The organism is Micromonospora sp. RL09-050-HVF-A, assembly GCF_019374995.1.
In the GTDB taxonomy this organism is placed as follows: Bacteria; Actinomycetota; Actinomycetes; order Mycobacteriales; family Micromonosporaceae; genus Micromonospora; species Micromonospora antibiotica.
On sequence record NZ_JAGKQP010000002.1, the window covers coordinates 5,777,888 to 5,801,121 of the forward strand.

Annotated in this window: 25 protein-coding genes; 14 read left to right on the forward strand and 11 right to left on the reverse strand. The window is 73.2% G+C overall.

Annotated elements, in window-relative coordinates:
- Nucleotides 1-41: 41 nt before the first annotated feature.
- From J7462_RS25710 to J7462_RS25720, 3 genes are read right to left on the reverse strand one after another with little or no spacing between them, the layout of a single operon-like run.
- Nucleotides 42-761 carry a hypothetical protein gene (locus tag J7462_RS25710; RefSeq protein ID WP_219467644.1) on the reverse strand — a complete coding sequence of 240 codons (720 nt, stop codon included), beginning with the start codon at nt 759-761 and terminating at the stop codon, nt 42-44.
- Nucleotides 762-763: 2 nt separating this feature from the next.
- Nucleotides 764-1,537 (reverse strand): ABC transporter permease, encoded by a 774-nt coding sequence (locus J7462_RS25715; RefSeq protein ID WP_219470712.1) that lies wholly within the window; start codon nt 1,535-1,537, stop codon nt 764-766.
- 5 nt (nt 1,538-1,542) lie between these two features.
- Nucleotides 1,543-2,442, reverse strand: a complete 900-nt coding sequence (locus J7462_RS25720; protein WP_219467647.1) for an ABC transporter ATP-binding protein — start codon at nt 2,440-2,442, stop codon at nt 1,543-1,545.
- A 133-nt stretch (nt 2,443-2,575) separates the two neighbouring features.
- Here J7462_RS25720 and J7462_RS25725 point away from each other — a divergent pair, with 133 nt between their 5' ends.
- The 3 genes from J7462_RS25725 to J7462_RS25735 all read left to right on the forward strand — a co-directional run bounded on the left by J7462_RS25725 (nt 2,576) and on the right by J7462_RS25735 (nt 5,412).
- Nucleotides 2,576-3,817, forward strand: coding sequence for a histidine kinase (locus J7462_RS25725; RefSeq protein ID WP_219467652.1), 1,242 nt, complete (start codon nt 2,576-2,578; stop codon nt 3,815-3,817).
- Nucleotides 3,818-3,908: 91 nt separating this feature from the next.
- Nucleotides 3,909-4,685, forward strand: a complete 777-nt coding sequence (locus J7462_RS25730; protein ID WP_219470713.1) for a response regulator transcription factor — start codon at nt 3,909-3,911, stop codon at nt 4,683-4,685.
- A gap of 289 nt (nt 4,686-4,974) precedes the next feature.
- Nucleotides 4,975-5,412: a hypothetical protein gene (locus J7462_RS25735; protein ID WP_307799679.1), complete on the forward strand. Its 438-nt coding sequence runs from the start codon at nt 4,975-4,977 to the stop codon at nt 5,410-5,412.
- A gap of 92 nt (nt 5,413-5,504) precedes the next feature.
- Here the strand turns inward: J7462_RS25735 and J7462_RS33030 are convergent, their stop codons facing one another.
- Nucleotides 5,505-6,284 carry a D-Ala-D-Ala carboxypeptidase family metallohydrolase gene (locus tag J7462_RS33030; protein ID WP_308291032.1) on the reverse strand — a complete coding sequence of 260 codons (780 nt, stop codon included), beginning with the start codon at nt 6,282-6,284 and terminating at the stop codon, nt 5,505-5,507.
- A gap of 312 nt (nt 6,285-6,596) precedes the next feature.
- On the opposite strand from J7462_RS33030, the gene J7462_RS25745 reads away from it, so the two are divergent.
- Both J7462_RS25745 and J7462_RS25750 read left to right on the forward strand, forming a co-directional pair.
- A complete protein-coding gene (locus J7462_RS25745; RefSeq protein WP_208569675.1) occupies nt 6,597-7,238 on the forward strand; it encodes a DUF6642 family protein in 642 nt (213 codons plus the stop codon).
- Nucleotides 7,239-7,281: 43 nt separating this feature from the next.
- Entirely contained in the window at nt 7,282-7,746 is a 465-nt protein-coding gene (locus J7462_RS25750) for a PPOX class F420-dependent oxidoreductase (protein WP_219467658.1), read from the forward strand.
- A 45-nt stretch (nt 7,747-7,791) separates the two neighbouring features.
- Here J7462_RS25750 and J7462_RS25755 read toward each other — a convergent pair whose 3' ends face one another.
- Complete coding sequence (locus J7462_RS25755; protein ID WP_219467660.1) at nt 7,792-9,024, reverse strand: serine hydrolase; 1,233 nt, start codon at nt 9,022-9,024, stop codon at nt 7,792-7,794.
- Nucleotides 9,025-9,101: 77 nt separating this feature from the next.
- On the opposite strand from J7462_RS25755, the gene J7462_RS25760 reads away from it, so the two are divergent.
- The 3 genes from J7462_RS25760 to J7462_RS25770 all read left to right on the forward strand — a co-directional run bounded on the left by J7462_RS25760 (nt 9,102) and on the right by J7462_RS25770 (nt 11,326).
- Entirely contained in the window at nt 9,102-9,695 is a 594-nt protein-coding gene (locus J7462_RS25760) for a pentapeptide repeat-containing protein (protein ID WP_219467663.1), read from the forward strand.
- Between the two features lie 221 nt (nt 9,696-9,916).
- A complete protein-coding gene (locus J7462_RS25765; protein WP_308291033.1) occupies nt 9,917-10,813 on the forward strand; it encodes a hypothetical protein in 897 nt (298 codons plus the stop codon).
- A 75-nt stretch (nt 10,814-10,888) separates the two neighbouring features.
- Nucleotides 10,889-11,326, forward strand: a complete 438-nt coding sequence (locus J7462_RS25770) for a nitroreductase family deazaflavin-dependent oxidoreductase (RefSeq protein ID WP_208569599.1) — start codon at nt 10,889-10,891, stop codon at nt 11,324-11,326.
- A gap of 56 nt (nt 11,327-11,382) precedes the next feature.
- On the opposite strand, the gene J7462_RS25775 is transcribed toward J7462_RS25770, so the two are convergent.
- Nucleotides 11,383-12,108, reverse strand: a complete 726-nt coding sequence (locus tag J7462_RS25775) for an aquaporin (protein WP_208569598.1) — start codon at nt 12,106-12,108, stop codon at nt 11,383-11,385.
- Between the two features lie 238 nt (nt 12,109-12,346).
- Here J7462_RS25775 and J7462_RS25780 point away from each other — a divergent pair, with 238 nt between their 5' ends.
- A complete protein-coding gene (locus J7462_RS25780; RefSeq protein WP_208569597.1) occupies nt 12,347-12,628 on the forward strand; it encodes an iron-sulfur cluster assembly accessory protein in 282 nt (93 codons plus the stop codon).
- 5 nt (nt 12,629-12,633) lie between these two features.
- On the opposite strand, the gene J7462_RS25785 is transcribed toward J7462_RS25780, so the two are convergent.
- Complete coding sequence (locus J7462_RS25785; protein ID WP_219467669.1) at nt 12,634-13,728, reverse strand: beta family protein; 1,095 nt, start codon at nt 13,726-13,728, stop codon at nt 12,634-12,636.
- Between the two features lie 202 nt (nt 13,729-13,930).
- Between J7462_RS25785 and J7462_RS25790 the strand changes: the two genes are divergently transcribed.
- Nucleotides 13,931-15,331, forward strand: coding sequence for a cellulose binding domain-containing protein (locus tag J7462_RS25790; protein WP_219467671.1), 1,401 nt, complete (start codon nt 13,931-13,933; stop codon nt 15,329-15,331).
- A gap of 115 nt (nt 15,332-15,446) precedes the next feature.
- On the opposite strand, the gene J7462_RS25795 is transcribed toward J7462_RS25790, so the two are convergent.
- A complete protein-coding gene (locus J7462_RS25795; protein ID WP_219467673.1) occupies nt 15,447-16,142 on the reverse strand; it encodes a response regulator transcription factor in 696 nt (231 codons plus the stop codon).
- 254 nt (nt 16,143-16,396) lie between these two features.
- On the opposite strand from J7462_RS25795, the gene J7462_RS25800 reads away from it, so the two are divergent.
- Together J7462_RS25800 and J7462_RS25805 are read left to right on the forward strand one after the other, a co-directional pair.
- Nucleotides 16,397-16,804 carry a hypothetical protein gene (locus J7462_RS25800; RefSeq protein WP_219467676.1) on the forward strand — a complete coding sequence of 136 codons (408 nt, stop codon included), beginning with the start codon at nt 16,397-16,399 and terminating at the stop codon, nt 16,802-16,804.
- Nucleotides 16,805-17,042: 238 nt separating this feature from the next.
- Nucleotides 17,043-17,435, forward strand: a complete 393-nt coding sequence (locus J7462_RS25805) for a cupin domain-containing protein (protein ID WP_219467678.1) — start codon at nt 17,043-17,045, stop codon at nt 17,433-17,435.
- Between the two features lie 191 nt (nt 17,436-17,626).
- Here J7462_RS25805 and J7462_RS25810 read toward each other — a convergent pair whose 3' ends face one another.
- Nucleotides 17,627-18,814 (reverse strand): threonine synthase, encoded by a 1,188-nt coding sequence (locus J7462_RS25810; RefSeq protein ID WP_219467681.1) that lies wholly within the window; start codon nt 18,812-18,814, stop codon nt 17,627-17,629.
- 116 nt (nt 18,815-18,930) lie between these two features.
- Between J7462_RS25810 and J7462_RS25815 the strand changes: the two genes are divergently transcribed.
- A complete protein-coding gene (locus J7462_RS25815) occupies nt 18,931-19,713 on the forward strand; it encodes an aldo/keto reductase (protein WP_219467684.1) in 783 nt (260 codons plus the stop codon).
- 66 nt (nt 19,714-19,779) lie between these two features.
- Here J7462_RS25815 and J7462_RS25820 read toward each other — a convergent pair whose 3' ends face one another.
- Nucleotides 19,780-20,907 (reverse strand): cellulose binding domain-containing protein, encoded by a 1,128-nt coding sequence (locus tag J7462_RS25820; RefSeq protein ID WP_219467686.1) that lies wholly within the window; start codon nt 20,905-20,907, stop codon nt 19,780-19,782.
- A gap of 155 nt (nt 20,908-21,062) precedes the next feature.
- Complete coding sequence (locus J7462_RS25825; protein WP_219467689.1) at nt 21,063-21,842, reverse strand: IclR family transcriptional regulator; 780 nt, start codon at nt 21,840-21,842, stop codon at nt 21,063-21,065.
- Nucleotides 21,843-22,036: 194 nt separating this feature from the next.
- Here J7462_RS25825 and J7462_RS25830 point away from each other — a divergent pair, with 194 nt between their 5' ends.
- Nucleotides 22,037-23,143: an FAD-dependent monooxygenase gene (locus tag J7462_RS25830; RefSeq protein ID WP_145918112.1), complete on the forward strand. Its 1,107-nt coding sequence runs from the start codon at nt 22,037-22,039 to the stop codon at nt 23,141-23,143.
- Nucleotides 23,144-23,234: the final 91 nt, after the last annotated feature.

The following is a 23,234-nucleotide window of genomic DNA, read 5'->3' on the forward strand; positions in this document are numbered from 1 at the left end:
GGACACGCTCCCGGTCGCGGGGGATCTTCTCCACCGCAACGCTACCGCCCGTGCGGGGTTTCCTCCCGGGGAAGCGGAACGGTCCGCCAGTACTGCCGTCTGCCCTCGTCCCGGACGACCACGCCGAGCCGGGCCAGTTCACCGCGCAGTTCCCGGGCGTCGCGCTGCCGGCCGGCCTCGACGGCCCGCTGCCGCGCGCCCAGCAGCGGGTCCGCCCCCGGCGGCAGTTCGGGCAGCCCCGCCACCCACCGGCGGTAGGCGTCCCGGTGCGGATCGCCGTCCTGCCACGGCCAACCGTGCTCACGGAAGGCGTCGCCCAGCCGTCGTCCGCTCAGGTCGGACCGATCCCGGGCCAGTTCCGCACCGGCCGGGCCGAGCAGCACCAGCTCCTTGCGGTCGACGAAGACGGCGGTGACGGTGCGTCGGGCCAGCTCGCGGTCGACGCCGTCGCGGCGTAACCGGACCCCGCCCCGGTCCACCGTGACGATCAACCGCTCCCGGGTGCCGACGTAGGCGAGGAGCAGCCCGGCCAGCATCCCGAGCAGCAGGCCCCCGACCAGTGCCCGCTGGTACGGCAACCCGGCGACCAGTTCGAACCAGCCCTGCACCGGAGCCCAGGGCAGCCCGGCCACCCAGTCGGCGACCATGGGCAGCCGCCCGCCCAGGGCGCCGCCCAGCAGCGGGAAGCCGACCCACATCACCAGCAGCTCCCCGACGTCACCCCCGACCGTGGTCGGTGCGCCCGGCTCCCGCGCCCGCATGGTCAGTGCACCTCCCGCCGCATCGTGCGCACCAGCCCGGCGGCGAGCGGCGCGACCACCCAGACCAGCAGGGACACCCCGAGCCGACCCCACTGCCCGGCGGTCACGTCCGGGCCGAGCAGCGGCTCCATGGTGATCGAGGTGTCCAGCCAGCGGGCCGGGCCGTGCAGCGCCGAGATCATCGCGGACAGGATGCCCCACACGGTCGGCAGGAGCAGCGAGGTGACGATCGCCAGTGGGGTGTTGAGCAGCAGCAACCCGAATCCCGCGCCGATCAGCACGTTGATGGCCTGGAACACGGCGGCGTGCCCGGCCAGTGCCGGGTCGAAGTTCCAGTCGCCCGCCCCGCCGGTGACCCCGGCCAGCAGGGTGCCGACGGCGGCGACGGCCAGGCTCACCAGCACCGACGCCAACGCGGCGAGCAGCACGGCGGCGAGCTTGGCGACGATCACCCGTTCCCGGCGCGGCACCAGGGCGAACGTGGTCAGCGCGGTGCGCTGGGACCACTCGGCGGTGATCGACAGGATGCCCAGCACCGGCAGCAGCAACGCCACCGGCGCCAGCGACGCGGTGAAGAAGTTGCTGAAGGTCTGCCCGGCGTCGTCGACGAAGCGCAGTTGCAGCGCGACGATCGCGGCGGCGATCAGCCCGATCGAGGCCAGCAGCCAACGGCCGGCCCGGGTGTCGCCCAGCTTGCGCAGCTCCACCCCGATCAGCCGGGCCAGGGACGGGCCGGGGACCGCCTTGCGGACGGTGCCGGGGGGAGTGGTAGTCATGGTGGTCACTGCACGGCCTCCTTGGTGCTCGCGCCGGCGGTCAGGGTGAGGAAGAGCTGTTCCAGGCCACCGCCGCCGGCCGGCCGCAGCTCGGTGAGGACCAACCCGGCGTCGGCGGCGGCCTGCCCGACGGCGTCGGATTCGGCGCGGACCACGCACCCGCCGTCGGCGTTGGCGGTGGCGTCCAGCCCGGCCCGGTCGAGGGTGAGCCGCAGGGCGTGCGGGTCGCGGGCCCGGACCAGGGTGCCCGCCCCGGCGAGCAGTTCGTCCTTGCCGCCCTGGGCGACCACCCGGCCGCCGCCGATCACCACCAGCCGGTCGGCGACCGCCTCCACCTCCCGCAGCAGGTGGGAGGAGAGCAGCACGGTGCCGCCCCGGTCGGCGAAGTCGCGCAGCAGGCCGCGCATCCAGAAGATCCCCTCCGGGTCCAGGCCGTTGGCCGGCTCGTCGAGGACCAGCACCCGGGGCTCGCCCAGCAGCGCCAGCGCCAGGCCGAGCCGCTGCCGCATCCCCAGCGAGTACGCCCCGACCCGCCGCTTCGCCGCCACCGGGTTCAGGCCCACCCGGTCCAGGACGGCGGGCACCCGGTCGGCGTCCACGCCCATGGTCCGGGCGGCCAGGGTCAGCGTCTCCCGCCCGCTGCGCCCGACGTGCTGCGCCGAGGCGTCCAGCAGCACACCCACCTCCCGACCCGGGTTGGGTAGCTCCCGGTAGGGCTGGCCGGCGACGGTGGCGGTGCCGGAGCTCGGTCGGGTCAGCCCGCAGAGCATCCGCATGGTGGTGGACTTGCCCGCCCCGTTCGGGCCGAGGAAGCCGGTCACCGTGCCGGGTTCGCAGCGGAAGGAGACGTCGTCGACGGCGGGGTGCGGGCCGTACCGCTTGGTGAGGTTCTTCACGGTGATCATGCCGTCGAGCCTGTCGCGACCACCCGGCCGGGCGCTGCGGCCGGCGGTCGAGTGTCACCCCTACCTAGGTCTACCGGCAGACCTCGACTTTGGTTGGTGTCCGGGCGGCCGGCCGGGTTTCTAGCATGGGTGGGTGAGTGCTGCCGTCGTACCCGATCATCCCTGGCTGCTGCCGGGGGCGCTGACGCCCGAGACGAGGGCATCCCGCCGTACGCCCCGGGACTGGCTGGTCGACACGGTGGCCTTCCTGCTCGCCGTCGGCTGGGCGCTGGTGGGCTTCGGCGACGCGGTGTCGCCCGACCCGCAGTTCGCCCACAACGCCGGGCCGCCCTGGCTGGTCGGGGTGGACCTGGCGGCGGGCCTGATCTTCTGCGCGGCCCTGTGGCTGCGCCGGCGCTGGCCGGTCGGGCTGGCCGTGGCCGGCCTGCCGCTGGCCCTGTTCTCGGTGACCGCCGGGGTGGCGCTGCTGGTCGTGGTGTTCACCGTGCTGGTCCACCGGCCGTTGCCGATCGGCGCGGCGCTGGTCGGCTTCCACCTGGCGGTCATCCCGCTCTACACCGTCGTGCGCCCCGACCCGACGCTGCCCTACCTGGCGACGGTGGCCTGGACGGTGATGTTCGTCGGGATCGTGGTGGCGTGGGCGCTGTTCGTCCGGGCCCGCCGGCAGCTCGTGCTGTCGCTGCGCGACCGCGCCCACCGGGCCGAGGCCGAGCAGCAGCTCCGCATCGAACAGGCCCGGCAGCTGGAACGCAACCGGATCGCCCGGGAGATGCACGACGTGTTGGCGCACCGGATCTCGCTGCTCAGCCTGCACGCCGGGGCGTTGGAGTTCCGCCCGGACGCGTCACCGCAGGAGGTGGCGCGGGCGGCCGGGGTGATCCGGGGCAGTGCGCACGCCGCGCTACAGGACCTGCGTGAGGTGATCGGGGTGCTCCGCGCCGACACCTCCGGCGGCGACGCCGCACCGGAACGCCCCCAGCCCACCCTCGCCGACGTGCCCGCGCTGGTCGCCGAGTCCCGGGCCGCCGGGGTACGGGTCACCCTGGTCGACGAGGTCGCCGACCTGGCGGGGGTGCCGACGGCGGTGGGGCGCAGCGCGTACCGGATCGTGCAGGAGGGGCTGACCAACGCGCGCAAGCACGCCCCCGACACGGCGGTCGGTGTCCGGCTGGCCGGCGGGCCGGGGCGGGAGTTGGCCGTGGAGATCCGTAACCCCTGGCCGGTGGGCTCACCGGCTGCGGGCCTGCCCGGTGCCGGCACCGGGCTGGTCGGCATCGCCGAGCGGGTCAACCTGGCCGGTGGCCGGCTGACGCACGGCCGGGACGGCGCGACCGGCGACTTCCGGCTGGCCGCCCGGCTGCCGTGGCCGGCATGAGTCGCCCGGTTGCCGTGCTCGGCACGGGCTGTCCGGTTGCCGTGGCCGTCCCGGCCTGTCCGGTCGTCCTGGCCTGTCCGGTCGTCCTGGCCTGTCCGGTCGTCCCGGTCTGTCCGGTCGTCCCGGTGGGCCCGGGCCGCCCGGTCGGGACTGCCGAGCGGGTGGCCGGTGGTGTCCGGTGACCGGTCTGCCAGACAGCGACGACGGCCCGGTGCGGGTGTTGATCGTCGACGACGACGCGCTGGTCCGCGCCGGGCTGTCGATGATCCTCGGTGGGGTGCCGGACGTCCGGGTGGTCGGCGAGGCGGCCGACGGCGACGAGGTGCCCGCCGCCGTCGCCGCGTGCGCGCCCGACGTGGTGCTGATGGACATCCGGATGCCCCGGGTGGACGGGCTGGCCGCCACGGAGGCGCTGCGGGCGCTGCCGCACCCGCCGGAGGTGCTGGTGCTGACCACCTTCGACGCCGACGAGCAGGTGCTGCGGGCGTTGCGGGCCGGCGCGGGCGGTTTCCTGCTCAAGGACACCCCACCCGCCGAGATCGTCCGGGCGGTGCGGCGGGTGGCGGCCGGTGAGGCGACCCTGTCGCCGACGGTGACCCGCCAGCTGATCAGCCACCTGACCATCGGGCCGACACCGGGAGCGGACCCGCGTCGGGACCGGGCGCTGCGGCTGCTGGCCGGGCTCACCGAGCGGGAACGGGAGGTCGCGGTGGCGCTCGGCCACGGCCGGAGCAACGCGGAGATCTCGGCGGAGCTGTTCATGAGCGTGGCGACGGTCAAGGCGTACGTGTCCCGGCTGCTGACCAAGCTGGCGCTCAACAACCGGGTCCAGGTGGCGCTGCTGGTGCACGACGCGGGCCTGGCCTGACAAGCGGAAACCGGACCTGGGTCGGTCCGGCTGCCCGGTGCCGACGAACAGGTGGCGCTGCTGGCGGTCGCCCGGGCCGGTGCGGTGGTGGACGGTGTGCAGGTGTTGACGCCGGAGGATCTGCTCACCGCCTGGGGGGATTGAACCGACGCCGGTCACCGCCCGTACCACTGCGCGAGGATGCGTTGCGGCGATTCAGCCGCAACTGCTGCCGAGCTGCGGGAGGCCTGCCGTGCGAGTTGGTGAGCAGTCGACGGACCCCATCGATCAGGTTCTGGGTGAGGTGCCGGTGCCCGTCTCGTTGACACCCGAGGACGTCCGGCTCGCGGTACGGGCGGTCGTGGTGCACGCCGCCGAGGAGTGGCCCAACGGGCCGCTGTGCCGCAACGACGGGTCGTCGTACCCGTGCCGGTTGCACCGTTGGGGACGACGGGTGCTGGAGAACCACGGGTTGAACGATCGTCAGATCGACGCGCTGATCCGGCACGGAAATCCGTTCGTGCACGTGCCCTTCCCGTTCACCTACACCACCCCCCGGCCCGGGACGGCACCGGCGCGGACCGCCCCGGCGGCGGCCGGCTATCCGGCCCGTGGCCAGGTCGGCCGGCCCGGGACACCCGGGGCGCGGCCGTCCGCTGCGGGGATGCGGCCCGCGGTGCGTGGCGGCGTGCCGGGACGGCCGGTGACACCCCCCGCCGCCGCGCCGCGCTGGCCCCGGGCGAGCTGAGCGGTCAGGCCCGGCCGACGCCTCCGGTACCCCGATGCCGGTCCGGCCCCGATGATCCCGTGGGGCCGGGCCGGCATCGGCTGCCGCGAGGGTCAGCGGCTGACGCCACAGTCGGGCGCCGCCCAGCTGGTGCGGTTGGTCGACGTGTCGCGGTTGTTCTCCCGCCGGGAGTCGACGTGGACGTGGTCGTCGTGGCCGGCGTACCCGGGGCCGTAGATGCCGCTGAACCCGTGGTCACGGGAGGCGCGGGCCACCTCGCACAGTGACCTGCTCCCCGAGGTCAGGTCGGCGGCGTTGCCGTAGAGGTGCTGGCTGTCCGAGGCCCCGCCGACCTGCTTGTTGCAGCGGGAGTCGCGGAAGCCGCTGGTGACGTTGAGCGGCTTGTCACCCAGGCTGCGCCGCAGCGCCTCCAGTTTCCACATGGTGCGCACCGCGGTGGCCTTGGTGTCGGTGGCGGAGAGCGGGCCGCCGCTCCACCCGCCCTTGCCGCAGCCGTCGTCCAGCTCCCGGTAGCTGAAGTGGGCCGGCGTGCAGTCGTTGTCCTGGAGCTGGTAGAGCTTGGTGAAGGTCTGCTTGCCGGCGATGCCGTCGCTGCGCAGCCCGTACGCGCTCTGGAAGCGCTTGACCGCGGCGGCGGTCTCGGGACCGAAGTCCCCGTCGATCCGGACGATTCCCCCTCGTCCCGCCCAACCGGCGATCCGGATCTGCAACTGGCGGACGTCGTCCCCGGAGCGACCCTGGTAGAGGTCGCGTTTCCAGGTGTAGCAGCCGTCGGCGTGGGCCGCTGGCGCGGCGGCCACCGTGGCGATCGCGGCTCCCGGCAGAGCCAGGGCGAACGCGACGAGTGCCCGCTTCACAGTGTTCTGGCGCACAGAAGTCCTCCCGATTGGAAGTGATTGGGGTGGTGAACAGGGCATCGCCCGGGACGTCCTGCGACCTCCACCCTGACAGCTGACGAGCTGATTCGTGGTGATAAAGGGGAATTGTCCTCGCGATTAGCGATACCTGGGTATTGCCTGTGAAATGCGGGGAATAGTAATTCGGTCAGGTCGTACCGACCGGGGACGGATTTCGCTACCAAGGCGAAGCCTGTCGAAACTGACCAGTCGGGCACCGAGGGCGATGGGGGTTCGTGACCGGGACCCGGTAACGTCGTCCCGGCCGGCGAGGTCGGGGAGGTGCACGTGGCGCGGGGCGGGGTCTTCTGTGTCGAGGGGCAGTGGCACCGCGACCTCAACGAGCGCGGCTCCGTGCTGCCCACCCTCGAACTGCTCGAACGCCTCGGCCGCATCCGCTACATCCACAAGGACGCCGCCACCCGCGACGAGCTGTTCTACTTCCTCGACCGCTGGCTGCTCAAGCAGTACGCCGATCACCGGGTCGGTTTCTTCGCCATGCACGGCGAGCCCAGCCGGCTCTGCCTCACCGACTGGGATTCCGTCGAGCTGGCCGACGTCGCCGAGCGGATGGCCGGCCGGGGTGAGGGCCGGCGGCTCTACTTCGGCAGCTGCTCGGTGCTGCGCGCCTCCGACGCCACGCTGCGCGACTTCCTCGACGTCACCGGCGCGGCCCTGATCTGCGGCTTCACCCGCGAGGTCGACTGGGTCGAGTCGGCCGCCTTCGAGACGGTGCTGCTCGACGTGCTCGCCAACGGCCAACGGCACAACGCCGCCGAGCTGCGGATGGGCTCGGCGCACTGGGCGCCGCTCGCGGCGTACCTCGGCTTCCGGGTCATCTATGCCAACGGCCGAGCCTGGCGGCCCACCGTCCGCCCCCGGGTCCCCGCCCAGCCGGCGCGGGGTCGGGTCACCGGTCGCCCCGGCTGACGCCACCGGGGCCACCGGCCGGCGGACCTGGTAGAACCGGGGGATGGCACGCAGCATCGCAACCAACACCCGGGTCGACCGGGACGCCCTGATCGAATTCGTCCGCCCCCGCCACCGGGTCCTGCTGATGACCACCCGGGCCGACGGCCGGCCGCAGTCCTCCCCGGTCGCCTGCGGGGTCGACGCCGCCGGGCGACTGGTCATCTCCAGCTACCCGCAGCGCGCCAAGGTCGCCAACATCCGCCGGGACCCCCGGGTCTCCGCCTGCGTGCTCTCCGACGACTGGGACGGCCCCTGGGTGCAGGTCGACGGCACGGCCGAGGTGCTCGACCTGCCCGACGCGCTGGACCCGCTGGTGGAGTACTTCCGCAGCATCTCCGGCGAGCACCCGGACTGGGACGAGTACCGGGCGGCCATGGTGGCGCAGGGCAAGTCGCTGATCCGGGTCACCATCGGAAGCTGGGGCCCGATCGCCACCGGCGGCTTCCCGGCCAGCCTCGCCGACTGACCCCGCCGGCCGGGCCGGCACCGCCGTCGCCCGGCCCGGCGCGGCTCAGCCGACCAGGGCGGCGTAGACGAGCTGACGCAGCTGGGAGCGCAACGGGTAGGTGCTCGACGGCATCAGCTGGGTGAACAGCAGGGCGGTGATCTCCTCGGCCGGGTCGACCCAGAACGCGGTGCTGGCCAGCCCACCCCAGTAGAACTCGCCGACGCTGCTCGGCACCTTGGCCGGGACCGGGTCCTGCACCACGGCGAAGCCCAGGCCGAAACCGATGCCGTCGAGCACCGTCTCGGCGAACCCCTGCGGCTGCAACGACGCCAGGTCACCGCCGCCGGGCAGGTGGTTGCGGGTCATGTAACGCACCGTGCGGGGCCCGAGCAGTCGTACGCCGTCCAGCTCGCCGCCGCGCAGCAGCAGCTGGGTGAACCGGTGGTAGTCGGCGGCGGTGGAGACCAGCCCGCCCCCGCCGGAGAAGCACTCCGGGCGGGTCAGCGCGGCGGCACCGAGCTGGTCGGCGCGGACCGCCCGGCCGGTGCCCGGGTGCGGGGTGTAGAGGGCGGCGAGCCGTTTGGCGTCGGCCGGGTCGACCCAGAACCGGGTGTCCGTCATGCCCAGCGGGGTGAGGACCCGCTCGGTGAGGAAGTCGGCCAGGCCCTGCCCGGAGACCACCTCGATGAGCCGGCCGAGCACGTCGGTGGAGACCCCGTAGTTCCAGCCGGTGCCGGGCTGGAACAGCAGCGGCAGCTGCGCCATCCCGGCGCTCGCCCCGGCCAGGTCCAGCCCCGGCGGCACGCCGAGGTCGTAGCCGGCGGCCCGGTAGAGCGCGTCGACCACCGAGGTCTGCGCGAAGCCGTAGGTGAGCCCGGCGGTGTGGGTGAGCAGGTGCCACACCCGGATCGGCTCGACCGCCGGCACGGTGTACGGCTTGAGCGCCGAACCCCTGTCGAAGACCCGGACGTCGGCGAACTCCGGCAGCCAGCGGCTGATCGGGTCGGTCAGCTCGAACCGGCCCTCCTCCCACAGCATCATCGCCGCGACCGAGGTGATCGGCTTGGTCATCGAGTAGATCCGCCAGATGGTGTCCGGCTCGACCGGGCTGCCCGCCTCCACGTCGCGCAGCCCACGGACCGAGGAGTGCGCCACCTCGCCGCGACGGGTGACGACGATCTGCCAACCGGCCAGCCGCCCGTCGTCGACGTACCGGCCGAAGTGTTCGTCGATGCGGGCCAGCCGGGCCGGGTCGAAGCCGGTACGGGCCGGGTCGGTGCTGGGTGCCACGCTCACCCGCCGAAACTACTAGCCGGTACGCGCCGGACGAAAGGTGCGGTGGTGGTGTCGGTGCTCGCACTTAGGGTGGGGTGGTGCCGCAGACCATCGAGGACGAGACGTTCCGCCACACCGACTGGTACGCCGAGGAGCTGGTCGACCGGCACTTCGTGCGTTGCGTCTTCACTGACGTCGACCTGACCGAGGCGGTCACCCGGGGTGCCTCGTTCACCGGGTGTGACTTCGGCGGGGTGTCGTTCAACTCCTCCCGGCACACCGACTCGGCCTTCGTCCGCTGCGGGTTCCGCCGGTGCAACCTGTTCGAGGCCGAGTTCACCGGTTGCAAGCTGGTCGGCAGCACGTTCGACCAGTGCGCGTTGCGTCCGTTGCGGGTGTCGGGCGGGGACTGGTCGTTCGTCGGGTTGCCCGGGGCCGACCTGCGGGGCGCGCAGTTCAGCGACGTCCGGATGCGGGAGGTCGACCTGTCCGGGGCGGACCTGACCGGCGCGACCCTGGCCCGGGTGGACCTCTCGGCGGCCCAGCTGCGCGCGGTGCGTCTCACCGGGGCCGATCTGCGGGGCAGCGACCTCACCGCGTTGGACCCGACGGCGGTCGAGCGGGCCGGCGCGGTGATCGACCCGACCCAGGCGATGGTGCTGGCCGGGGCGCTGGGTTTCGAGATCCGCTGACGGCCCCCTATCGTTGATCTTCTGGCCATTTCGCGGCTGAGCTGGTCTTTCATATTAGGTAGGAAACTTTCCGCGGCACGCACTTGGTAACAAACTGGAAACGCCCACCCGCTGGCATATGGCGCATGGCGGCCCTGGAATGAAAACGTGAGAACGCTCACGGCGCGACCGCACCCCCTCCCCGACCGGTCGCGGGCGTCGGGCTGGGGAGTGGGACATACGTGAACGACCAAGAGACCTGGCGGATCGGGCCGGGCCCGACGACGCGCATCGCCCAACGGCGGGAGGCCCGTCGTCGGCAACGCCGCCGCTGGGCGATCGGTTCGGTGGCCGGCCTGGCCTGCCTTGCGGTGCTGGTGACCTATCTGGGCCCGGACCCGGACCCGGCGGAGCCCGACCTGGTGCTGCCGGCCGGTGCGCCGACCCCGGCCGGTTATCCGACCGGGGCGACGGGGGTGGGCGTGTCGGCCGAGGCCGGGGTCGTCGCACCCGGCCTGCAGCCCCGGGAACGCACCCCGCCGCCGCCGAGCGGGCCACCGACGCCGACGGCCACCCCGGCGGCGTCCCCGGCCGCGCCGACGCTGAGCGTCTCCCGGGCCGAGGTGCCCGCCGAGGTGGACCTGACCGCCCTGGGCGCCCGGGACTGGGTGCACTGGGGCCTCAACCGGCCGGAGACCCTGATCCGTAAGAGCGGCGGCACCGGTGAGATCCGCGACGAGGGCGGCCGGGGTGCACGCGACCGGTACGACACCAATCCCGAGTTGTTCGGGTGGCGTGACGGTGCCGGGGTGCCGGCAGTCTCCGCCACCGCCACCGGTGTGTTCGTCTGCGGGGTCGGTAACGGGTTCGCGCTGGCCGTGACCGGCGACGGTGAACCGCGTACGGTGCACCTCTTCGCCGGCACCTGGATGGCCCAGGGTCGGTTGGACGTGCGGCTGTCCACCGGCGGCGCGACCCGCACGCTGCGGCTGGAGGACCCGCACACCACCCACACCGCCCAGTTCGTCATCCGGTACCGGGTGCCCCGGGGTGAGCAGCTGCTGATCCGCTGGACCGTCGAGAAGACCTTCAACAGCAGTTGCGGCAACGTGAACCTCCAGGCGGCAGCGGTGCGTTGAGTCGTTCGCCCGCCTTTGGGGTTTATGTCGGGATAGCGTGGCCGGGTCGATGCCACGAGCTACCCGGAGGCGCAGATGTCGACCGACGAGCAGGTGCTGGACAGCCCCGAGGGCTGGGTCGCCGATCACATCCGGCGGTACGTCGCGACCGGCGGTGCCGAGGGGCACGAGTGGCAGCCGGGCGTCTACACGCTGCTGCTGACCACCCGGGGCCGGCGCAGCGGCAGGCTACGCCGCACCGCGCTCATCTACGGGCGGGACGGCGACGACTACCTGATCGTCGCCTCCCAGGGTGGTGCGCCCCAGCACCCCTCCTGGTATCTCAACCTGCTCGACGAACCCGACGCGCAGGTGCAGGTGGGCCCGGAGACGTTCGCCGTCCGGGCGCGGACCGCCGAGCCGGCGGAGCGGGCGCGGATGTGGCCGAGGATGACCGGCATCTGGCCGGCCTACAACGAATACCAGAGCAAGACCGACCGGGAGATCCCGGTGGTGGTGCTGCAACGGCGCTGACCACCCGGGTGGCGTCCACCGGTCGGGCTCAGCCGGTCGGGTGGCCCCGGTCGGGGTCAGGTCGGGTCCGGCGCGGCCGGATCGGGCGCGTCGGGTTCGGCACGGAAGTGCCGGCTCGGCGCCACCAGCAGCGGGGCGGCCAGCGCGGCCAGCGCCCCGCCGAGCAGCGGAAAGACGATGAACACCCACAGCTGCCGGAGCGCGGCACCGCCCTCGAACACGGCCGGACCGAACGACCGGGCCGGGTTGATCGAGGTGCCGTCCAGGGTGATTCCCACCAGCAGCACCGCCACCAGGGCCAGGCCGATCGCCAGACCGGCGAAGCCGGCGTGCTCGACCCGGCTCGTCACCACCAGCACCACCAGCACGAACAGGAACGTCAGGATGACCTCCAGCACCGCCGTGCCACCCCGGTTGATGTGCACCCCGTAACCGTTGGTGCCCAACGCTCCCGTCTGGTCCGCCACGCCACCCCAGCGGACCAGCCCCCAGATGACGAAGCCGGCCACCGTGGCCCCCACGAACTGCGCGATCCAGTACGCGACCGCGCCGACCACGGAGATCTTGCCGGAGAGCAGCACCCCCATCGTCACCGCCGGATTGAGGTGCGCGCCGGAGAGCGGGCCGATCGCGTACACCAACCCCACCAGCACGAACCCGAAGGCCAGCGCCACGGCCACCACGCCGCCCTGGAGTTGGGCGAAGACGGCGGTGCCCACCCCGGCGAGGACCAGCAGCAGGGTGCCGAGCAGTTCTGCGGCGTACCGTCGGGCAGCGTCCATGCGCTCAGGGTAGGAAAGATCAGGGGGCTGAGGAGCGGAAACGTGGATGTTCTGCGGATTCGCCGATAGCCGGCGCTCTATTTGACGAACCTCCGTGCGGCAGGCACCGTGGGTGGGGAGGGCGGCACGAAGACGCCCCGAATCACCCGGCGGGCACCGGTTCGCCGCAGGGAACGCGCACGTGTCGTCGAGCGACGTTCCGACCCTGATGATCCCGATGATCCCGAGGAGTCCCACCATGCTCACGATGACCGACAACGCCGTACTCGTGATCCGTGACCTCGCCGCCCAGCAGGACGTGGCCCAGGACGGCGGGCTGCGGATCGCCGCCGACACCGAGGCCGGTGCGCTCACCATCGAACTGGTGCCCGTGCCGGCGCAGGGCGATCAGGTCGTCGACACCGAAGGGGCCCGTATCTTCCTCGACCCCGACGCCGCCGAACTGCTCAACGACACCTCCGTGGACGCCTCCGTCGACGACGAGGGCGTGGTCCAGTTCGGCTTCACCGAGCAGGAGTGACCCGGTCAGCGGGCCCACCGGTGCTCCCCGCCGCGGTGCGGCCGGGTGAACCCGTCCCGGTCGTCGACGCCCGTCGGCGGGCCCCGACGACGCCCGTCGACCGGCCCGGTCAGCTCCGACAGCACGTGCGCCAGATGGTGCGACGTGCTCCATGCCGTCCAGTTCGCCGGTGACCCGGCCCCGGTGACCCGGCGGGCCCGCCGCAGCAACTCGTGGTCACCCCAGGAGAACCCCGCCCCGGCGGCCGGCCAGTGTGCGGCGGTGACCAGCGTGCGGCACAGGTCGGCGAACCGTTCGTCGCCCCGGCCACCCCGCCGCGACCAGCGGTAGATCCACCACCCGTCGTCGGTGGTGTACCGCACCGTCGGCAGCCGGTCGCCCGGCTCCACGTCGCCCGGCGGGGCGGGGACCACGCCGTAGTCGCCGTACCCGACGCCCAGGTCGGTCAGCCGACGCCAGAACAGCCAGTCCCAGCGGTCCACCCGGACCGGTTCGTCGGTGCGCAGCCGGGACAGCGACGGCGGCATCCCGCCGGCCGCCACGGTCACCGTGCGCCAGGCGTGCCGGCAGGCCCAGTCCACCACCCGGCGTACCCGGGGCTCGGCGACCCGCAGGTCGGCGAGGCAGCACACGTCACCGGCGTCGACCAGCAGGTCGCACTGCTCCGGGACCAGCCCGGTCCGCCGCCAGATCCGCTCCACCGCCGTCGTCGTGGCGTCCGGGCCGGCCCGGTCCCGGCCGATCCGCAGCCGGACCACCGCACCCCGGGCGTACGCCCGACAGGCCGCGCCGTGTGCCGCCAACCGCCGGTCGCCACAGGCCAACCCGACCACCGGCAGGACGGGCAGGTCCCACCGGGCCAGCTCGCCGGCCGGCCCGTCGGGCAGGGCGCAGACGTCGACGGCCGGCACCAGACCGGCGGGCAGCCGGCGCAGCAGATCGGGCAGGCCGGTATCGGCCGGGGACACGTCGAGGACCGGGGCGACCAGGGGAGCCGAGGCGCTGTCGAGATGACCCAGCGCCTCCAGCTCACCGCGTCTGCTGGTGAGGATGGGGCGGTAGACCGGTTCCGCCACCCGACCCCCGGGGGCGGGCACCATACCTCAATCTACCGGGCCGACCGGCCCTGCCACAGGGGTTGCCGGCAATCGTCCTGACGGATCGGCACCGTACCCGGGGCCCTCCACATCGGGCATTGACAGTGGTCGGTGCCGGTGGTGGCATGGGTGGGCGGTACGCCGGGCGTGGAAGGGCATCCGATCACCATGTCCCCGCTCCATCCTGCCCGGAAGGCGTACCCCCATGACATCGTCGTGTCACCGTGCCGGCCTGCTCGCGGCGTTGACCGCCGCCGCGCTGCTGCTGGCCGTTCCGCTGCCCGCCCGTGCGCTCGCGGTGCCCGAGCCGAGCACCCCGGTCACCGGCAACGCCACCCACTTCGACGGCCTCGGTGCCCCGTACGGCGGCTGCGGCCTGCCCCAGGCGGAGCTGGACTCGCCGGACTTCGTCGCGCTCAACGCCTACGACCTGCCCGGTGACTACTCGTCGTACCCGCTGCGGCCGATCCCGGCCAGCCAGGCGGCGAAGATCGGGCTGTGGAACAACGGCCTCAACTGTGGTCGCTTCGTGCGGGTCACCATCGGCGACTACTGCACCGGCGTCAACGACGGCGCACCGGGGCAGCCCTTCTGCCGCAACGGTTCGTGGATTACGGACGCCTACAACGGGGCGACCCTGACCATGGTGGTGGCGGACAGTTGCGGCGACGGCAACGCCTGGTGCCGTGACGACCCCTACCACCTGGACCTCTCCACCGCCTCGCTCAACCGGTTCGTGCGCAACGGGACGCCGGTGGGGGACCTGAACCCCACCCACTGGAACAACCGGCACGTCTCCTGGTCGTTCGTGTCCGCGCCGGACTACTCCGGCGACATCCGGATCGGCTTCATGAAGGGCGCCCAGCGGTACTGGCCGGCGATCGCCGTCTCGCACCTGCCCAACGGCATCCACGGGGTGGAATACCTGGCCGGTGGGGTGTGGACGGCCGCCACCATGAACAGCGACATGGGACAGTCGTACGTGATCGGGGCGACCGCGTCCGGTGGCACCGACTTCCAGATCCGGGTCCGCGACGCGGCCGGCACGCTGGTCAACAACGGTCGGGTCTACCGGTTCGCGCTGCCCGCCTCCTGCGGTGGGACGTGCTCGGCGGCGTACACCCGGGCCGACTACACCACCTCGGACGGGACGACCCCGACCCCCACCGCGACGCCGACCGGTACCCCCACCGTGACGCCGACCGGTACCCCCACCGTGACGCCGACCGGTACCCCCACCGTGACGCCGTCGGCCACCCCCACCGTGACGCCGACCGGCATCCCCACCGGCACGCCCGCGCCGGTGGCCGGTTGCTCGGCCGGATACCGGGTGACCGGCTACTGGTCGGGCGGCTTCCAGGCCGAGGTGACGGTGCGCAACGTCGGCAGCACCACCATCACCGGCTGGACCACCGCGCTGACCTTCGCGGGGGCGCAGCAGATCGCCTCGTCCTGGAACGCCACGGTCAGTCAGTCCGGCCGGCAGGTCACCGCCACCAACGCCAACTACAACGGCAGCCTGCCGCCCGGCGCGACCACCAGCTGGGGCCTGGTCGGCACCGGTGACAACCAGCCCCCGACCGTGCTGACCTGCGCCGTCCGCTGACCCACCGCCGAGCCGGTGCCCCGACCCCGGTCGGGGCACCGGCCGGTCGTCACCCTGCCGGGTGCGTCGGCAGCAGACCGGGACCTGCCGCTGCCGGGTGCGCCGTGTCGCCGGCTCACCGGTCGTCCGCCGGCGGGGCGAGCCGCACCCCGACCCCGCGCACGGTGTGCAGGTAGCGCGGCTGCTGGGCACTCTCCCCGAGCTTGCGGCGCAGCCAGGACAGGTGCACGTCGACGGTCTTGTCCGCCCCGCCGTAGGGGATCCGCCAGACCTCGGTGAGCAGCTCCCGTTTGGTCACCACCGCACCGGGCCGGCCGGCGAGGTGGTGCAGCAGGTCGAACTCGCGCGGAGTCAGCTCCACCGGTACGCCGTCCAGGGTGACCTGGCGGGCGCGTGGGTCGACGCGCAGCCCGCCGACCGCCAGCACGGCCTCGCCGTCGGGCCGGTCGGGGCCGCCCCGGCGCAGCACCGCCCGCACCCGGGCGTCGAGCTGCACGGCGGTGAACGGCTTGACGACGTAGTCGTCCGCCCCGGCGTCGAGCAGCCGGACGATCTCCCGCTCGTCGTCGCGGGCGGTGGCCACGATCACCGGTACGGCGCTGACCGCACGCAGCATCCGCAACAGCTCGCCGCCGTCGAGGTCGGGCAGGCCGAGGTCGAGCACCACCAGGTCGGGCCGGTCGTCGAGGGTGTGCCGCAAACCCTCCATCGCGGTCGACGCGGCGGCCACCGCGTGTCCCCGGTCGCGCAGCGCCCGGACCAGCGGGGTACGGATGGTCAGATCGTCCTCGACGAGCAGCAGTCGGGCCACCCCAGCAGGCTAGCCCCGGTCGCCGACCCGCCCGCCGGCCGGGCGCAGCTCCGCAGGCGGGCGCAGCTCGGCCGATGGGCGGAGTTTGCGCAGCTCACGGCGGGTTTATGTCAGCTACTGGACATGCGGTCGACTGGTGGTAGCCGGCATGACCGACATATTTTCGAGGTACGGATCCGGGTCGTACGGCGCGGATCGTGGAGTCACCCCCCATCGCTCCCGGCCCGAGAAGGTGGCCGGCAGGCAGGAGCACCATGTCCAGCACCGGTCCCCGGCGTCGCCCGGCCACCCAACCCGTCCCCGGCCGCGACGACGTGGCCCTGGCCGATGCCCAACTGGTCAGTTACCGGCAGACCGGCATGCCCGCCTCGGCCCGGATGCTCTACGCCGTGGTGCACGCCAACGGCATCCTGGCCCGTGGTCTCGGCGCGGCCTCCGCCACCCGGCTCGCCCCCGGCATGTACCAGGTCGTCTTCGACCAGGACGTGAGCCGGGCCGGTTACGTGGGCACGATCGGGTTGGCCGGCAGCGCCGGGCTCGCGCCGCCCGGTGGCATCAGCGTGGTGGGGCGGACCGGCATCCCCAACGGGGTGTTCGTCAAGACGTTCGCCACCGACGGCAGCGTCTCCGACCGTCCGTTCCACCTGGCGGTGTTGGCCTGAACGGGCGCACGGCGCCGTACGACCCACCGGCCGTCCGTCGCCGCGCTCCGACCGTCTCCCACCATCGCAGCCATCCGGCGGTACGCCAGCGGGGACCTGGTTCGACCGGTGCGATCGCCCGCGCCGGTCTGGAGTGGTCGTTGCCCGATCCGGCGACGGGCAAACCTGCCCGGGGCGGGGAATTCCATCATCTGCACGGCCCGGCGTGATCTGTCGTCGTTGCGGGTATGAGCGGAACATGGAGCATTTCACGATCGCGACGGTCGCCCAGAAGAGCCCAGACTTCCGCCGGGTGCTCTGGACCGGCGAGAAGACCCAGTTGGTGATCATGACCATTCCGCCGGGCGGCGAGATCGGCGAGGAGGTCCACGACGGGATCGACCAGATCCTGACCTTCGTCAGCGGCACCGGTGAGGCCCGGGTCGGCGGGGAGACGCGGGAGGTCGCCCAGGGTGACCTGGTGGTGGTGCCGGCCGGGACGAAGCACAACTTCGTCAACACCGGGCCCAACCCGCTGGTCCTCTACACCGTCTACGGCCCGCCGGAGCACGCCGACCAGGTGGTGCACCGGACCAAGGAGGAAGCCGACGCGGCGGAGGCCGCCGGCCAGGACGAGCCGCCGACGTCCTGACCCGGTGCCGCCGCCGACCGGCGGAGCCGACCGACAGGGCCCCTGCCCACGCCCGGTGCGTGTGGCCGGGGCCCTTCGTCGTCGTCGAGATCCGGCAGGTCCGCTACTGCTCGCCGGTGGCGCCGACGCCACCGGCGTCCCGTGGGACGTGCCGTCCGTGGGACGCGGATCGGCACCCGGGCGGCCGGCGGTCACCGCACCGGTACGCCGGAGACGTCGACCGTCTCCGGATACTTGAGCCCCGATCCGGTGTTCAGCACCACCACCCGCTCGTCGGCCCGGATCCAGCCGCCGGCGCGCAGGTGGCGGGCGGCGGTCAGGCAGGCCGCCCCCTCCGGGCAGAGCAGCAACCCCTCCCGGGCGGCGAAGTCCCGCAGGTCGGCGAGGATCTCCGCGTCGTCCACGGCGACCGCCGTGCCGCTGCTCTCCCGCAGCGCGGTCAGGATCAGCTCGTCGCCCAGCGGGGCCGGCACGGTGATCCCGAAGGCCACCGTGTGCGCGTCGACCCAGGGCCGGGCGCGGTCCTCCCCGGCGGCGAACGCCCGGACGATCGGCGCGCAGCCGGTGGACTGCACGGCCACCAACCGGGGCAGCTTGTCGCCCACCCAGCCCAGCTCCCGCAGCTCGTGCAGGGCCTTGTGGATGCCGATCAGGCCCACCCCGCCACCGGTCGGGTAGATGATCACGTCGGGCACCTGCCAGCCGAGCTGCTCGACGATCTCGTACCCCATCGTCTTCTTGCCCTCCAGCCGGTAGGGCTCGCGCAGTGTGCCGGCGTCGAAGACGGCCCCGTCGGCGTCGGCCACCAGCTCGGCCACCCAGCGTCCGGCATCGCCGATCAACCCGTCGACCAGGCGCAGGTCGGCCCCGGCGGCCACGCACTCGCGGCGGCAGATGACCGGGGCGTCCAACGGCATCACGATGGTCGCCGCCATCCCGGCCCGTGCCGCGTACGTCGCCCAGGCCGCCCCGGCGTTGCCGTTGGTGGGCATGGCGAGCCGTCGTACGCCCAGCTCCCGGGCCCGGCTCACCCCGACCGCCGCCCCCCGGGCCTTGAACGACCCGGTCGGGGTGAGTCCCTCGTCCTTGACGATCAGGTCGGCGATGCCGATCTCGTGGCCGTACGCCGGGGCGCGCAACAGCGGCGTCCACCCCTCACCCAGCGTGGTGACGTGCCGCTCGTCGGCCACCGGCAGCAGTTCCCGGTAACGCCACAGGTCGGCGGGGCGCAACCCGAACCGCTCGGGGGTCACGGCGGCGGCCACCGCGGCCAGGTCGTAGCGGGCCAACAGCGGCGAGCCGCACGTGCAGAGGTTGGTGAGCCGGCCGGGGTCGTGCTCCCGACCGCAGCGGGGACATTCCAGGTGGGTCAGGTACACGATGCTCCTCGCCGTCGGCCCGGGTCGATGCTCGGCACACCGGCATTCTCCGGCAATCCGTCCGGGTTCGCCGGGGGCGCGGCATGTCCGCTCCGATGTCGGGTAGAAGGGTCGGCATGGACCTCGACCAACCCACCGTCCTGCTCCCCGGCGACGTCCGGATGCCGCTGCTCGGTTTCGGCACCTGGCAGGCCACCGGCCAGGCCGGCTACGACGCGGTGCTGGCCGCGCTGGACGCCGGCTACCGGCACCTCGACACCGCCACCATGTACGGCAACGAGGAGGAGGTGGGTCGGGCGGTACGGGAGAGCGGGTTACGCCGCGAGGACGTCTTCATCACCACCAAGCTGCCGCCGGACCGGGTCGGCCGGGAACGGGAGACGCTCGAGGCGAGCCTGCGGGCGCTGGGCACCGACCACGTCGACCTGTGGCTGATCCACTGGCCGCCGTCGTCACCGGCGGACAGCATCCCGGTCTGGCGCGAGCTGCTGGCCGCCCGGGACGAGAACCTCACCCGGGCGGTGGGGGTGAGCAACTACGCCACCGCCCAGCTCGACGAGCTGATCCAGGCCACCGAGGAGAACCCGGCGGTCAACCAGATCCGGTGGAGCCCGACGCTGTACGACCGGCAGCGGCACACCGAGCACCGGGACCGGGGGATCGTGCTGGAGGGCTACAGCCCGTTCAAGGCCAGCGACCTGGCCGACCCGGTGCTGACCCGGATCGCCGCCGCGCACGACGTCTCACCGGCGCAGGTGGTGCTGCGCTGGCACGTCGACCACGAGATCGTGGTGATCCCGAAGTCGGTGACCCCGGAGCGCATCCGCGCCAACGCCGACATCTGGAACTTCTCGCTGACCGCCGAGGAGATGCGCGACATCGACGCCCTGGGCGGTTGAGCCCGGACGGGGTGCGGGGGCGTGACCGGCCGGTCACGCCCCCGCGTGGTGGTGGGTGGTGTGGGGTCAGGCGCGGGCGCAGGCGACGCCGTTGAGCGAGAAGCTGGTCGGCGCCGAGTACGTCCCGTTCAGCGAGCCCTGGTAGCCGAAGGTCGCGGTGCCACCGGGGGAGATGCTGCCGTTGTGCGCGGCGTTGCGGGCGGTCACCGTCGACCCGCTCTGGCTGACGGTGGCGTTCCACGAGCTGGTGACCTGCTGCCCGCTGGGCAGGTTGTAGGTCAGGGTCCAGCCGTTGATGGCGCCGGAGCCCCGGTTGGTGATCGTCACGTCGGCGGTGAACCCGTTGTTCCACGAGTTGGACGTGTACTTCACCGCGCAGCCGCCGCCGGTGGGCGGGGGCGTGGTCGGCGGGGCGGTGGTGGGCGGCGGGTTGCCGCCGGTGTTGACGGTCTGGGAGAAGTTGGTGACGGCGAGCCCGGCACCGCCCTGCCACGGCTCGAAGCCGGCCTGGATGCTGGTCAGGTACCAGTCGTTGGTGATCGCCCCCCGGTTACGGGTGTCGGCGATGAAGTCCAGCACGTTGAAGCTCATGCCCTGGATCGCCGACGGCGCGACGTAGGAGATGACGTTGTTGCCGCCGTTGTTGCCGCGCCACACCTCCCAGCTGCGGCCCGCGATGTTGGCGTTGCCCACCGGGGAGCCGATCGGCTGGATGCTGCCCTGCCGGTTGAACCAGATCATGATCTCCATGGCGTTGACCCCGTCCCGCTTGGGCGACGGGTCGAGCCAGATGTCGTAGGCGGCGTCGTAGATCGCGCCACCCACGTAGTTGAAGGAGATGCTGCCGGGGGCGCTGCTGATCGACTTCACCTGGGCCGGCAGGTTGGTGCCCGGCGAGCAGTTGGTGTAGTGGCAGCCCACGAAGATCGACGGGTACGACACCGGTGCGCCGTTGGTCGGCGCGGAACCCTGCTGGCTGGTGATGTTGAAACCGCTGCCGGTGACGTTGATGCACTGCTGGGCGGTGGTGCCCCAGCGGTTGTTCTGGACCACGTACCGGCCGCCGATGACGGTGGAGCCGTACTGCTCGCAGATCTGGGTGTCGGCGGAGGCGGTGCCGCCGACGGCGACGGCCACGATCGTGCCGACGGCCAGGAGGCCGGCGGCGGCGAGGGCCCGCAATGGACGCTTCATGATGCTCCTTGGCTGCGGCGCGGGGCGCCGGACCTTGTCTCGGATATGACCGGGAGCGCTCCCATGGTCCCTGTCACATTTACACACTTGAAACTGTTGCGCAACTGAACCGGTTAAGTTAACGGGCGATCATGTCCACGTACGTGAACCACGTCCTACCGGTTGGGCGCGAGCAGCGCGCGGGCCGTCCGGGCCTGGAGCGCCGCCTCCCGCAGCACCGCCGCCAGCCGGTTCCGCGCCTCCGGCCCCAGCCGGTCCACCGGCGCGGCCACCGAGATCGCGTCCACCGCCGGCTCCCGCAGCGGTACGGCCACCGCCACCGCCGCCAGCCCCGGGCTGCACTCCTCCCACTCCTCGGCCCAGCCCCGCCGCCGGACCGCCGCCAGCTCGGCCCGCAGCGCCTCCGGCGTGGTGACCGTCCGCCCGGTGGCCGCCGCCAGCGGCCACTGGAGCAGCCGGTCGACCTCCTCGTCGGTCCGCGCGGCGAGCAACGCCTTGCCGGCCGCGGTGGCGTGCGCCGGCAGCCGACGCCCCACCGCGCAGACCGGCCGGACGATGTGCGCCGAGTCCCGCCGGGCCAGCAGCACCACCGAGCCGCGGTCCAGGCGGTAGAGCTGGACCGTCTCTCCGGAGCACCCGGCGAGCCGGTCCAGGGTCACGTCGTAGAGGGCGGCGGCGTCCGCGCCGGCCAGGAAAGCCGCCCCGACCTCCAGCGCCCGCAGGCCCACCGAGAACCGGGTGCCGGTCGGATCGGCGGCCACCCACTCGCGGTCCAACAGGGTCCGCAGGATGGCGTGCAGGCTGCTCTTGGGGATGCCCAGCGCCCGGCTCAGCTCCACCGGCGAGCGGGGGCCGGCGGGGGCGGCCAACGCCTCCAGCACGTCCAGCGCGCGGCCCGCCGACTTGACCGAGCGGTATGACTCGTCCGTCGTCACGCCGTCACTCTAGTGAGACGAACGACTTCCGGCCCATGGGTATTCTTCAATCGAACGGCGTTCGACGGGCTGAACCACTTTCTGTCCAGTCCGGAGGGTGGCGATGGGTCTCACCGGCCCTGGTGTGCGCCGATCGCGCGGAGTAGTGTCTTGCCTTCACCGCGTACCGATCCCCTCCGGAGGCGTACACCACCATGCGTGGCTCCCCCCTGCGCATCCTCGTCGTCGGCGCGGGCATCGCCGGCCTGGCCGTCGCCCGGGCCCTGCGGCTGGCCGGCTTCCGGCCCGACGTCACCGAGAAGCTCCCGCCCAACGAGCTCGCCGACACCGGCCTCTACCTGCCCGGCAACGCCGCCCGCGCACTACGACGACTGGACCTCGACGGCCCGGTCCGCCCCCTCGGGCAGGTGATCCACCGCCAGCGCTTCCTCGACGCCGCCGGCGACCCGCTCTGCGAGGTGGACCTCGACACGCTCTGGGCCGAGGTGGGTGAGTGCCGGGCGCTGCCCCGCCGCGACCTCTACCAGGTGCTGCTCAGCGGGGCCGGGGGTGCGGTGCGGCACGGCGCCGAGGTGAGCACCGTGGAGCTGCTGCCCGCCGGGGTCGCGGTCACCTTCACCGACGGCACCGGCGGCGAGTACGACCTGGTGATCGGCGCCGACGGCCCCCGCTCGGCGGTCCGCTCCCTGGCCGCGCTCGGCGGTCCACCCCGCCCCGCCGGCCAGGTGGTCTACCGGGGCGTGGTACGCGACGGCCCCGACGTCGCCGACTGGACGGCGCTGCTCGGCCGGCGGGCCGGCTTCCTCGTGGTGCCGCTCGGTGCCGGGCGGCTCTACTGCTACGCCGACGAGGCCGGCACCGTCGCCCCGGCCGACCCGGTCGCCCGGCTGCACGAACTCTTCGGCGGCTACGGCGGGCCGGTCCCGGCGGTGCTGGCCGCCTGGCGCGACGTGCAGGTCGGGCTCACCGACGAGGTCGAGCTGGGCCGCTGGCACCGGGGCCGGGTACTGCTGGTCGGCGACGCCGCGCACGCCACCGCACCCACCCTGTCCCAGGGGATCGCCATGGCGCTCGAGGACGCGGTGGTGCTCGCCGAGTCGCTCCGCGCCGCCGGCAGTGTCGAGGCGGCCCTGGTCGCGTACGAGAGCCGTCGTCGTCCGCGTACCCGATGGGTGCGGGACCGGACCCGGGACCGCAACCGCACCCGCGACGTGCCGCCGGCGCTGCGCGACCCGTTGCTGCGCGGGCGGGGCGGGCGGATCTTCGGTGAGCACTACCGGCTCCTGGTCGGCCCGCTGTAGGCCCGACGATAGGCCGGACATGGTGCCAGAGCACCCCGAGCGGTGCTGCCACCTACCGGGGACTAACATCCTTTCGGATGACGGCCCGCAG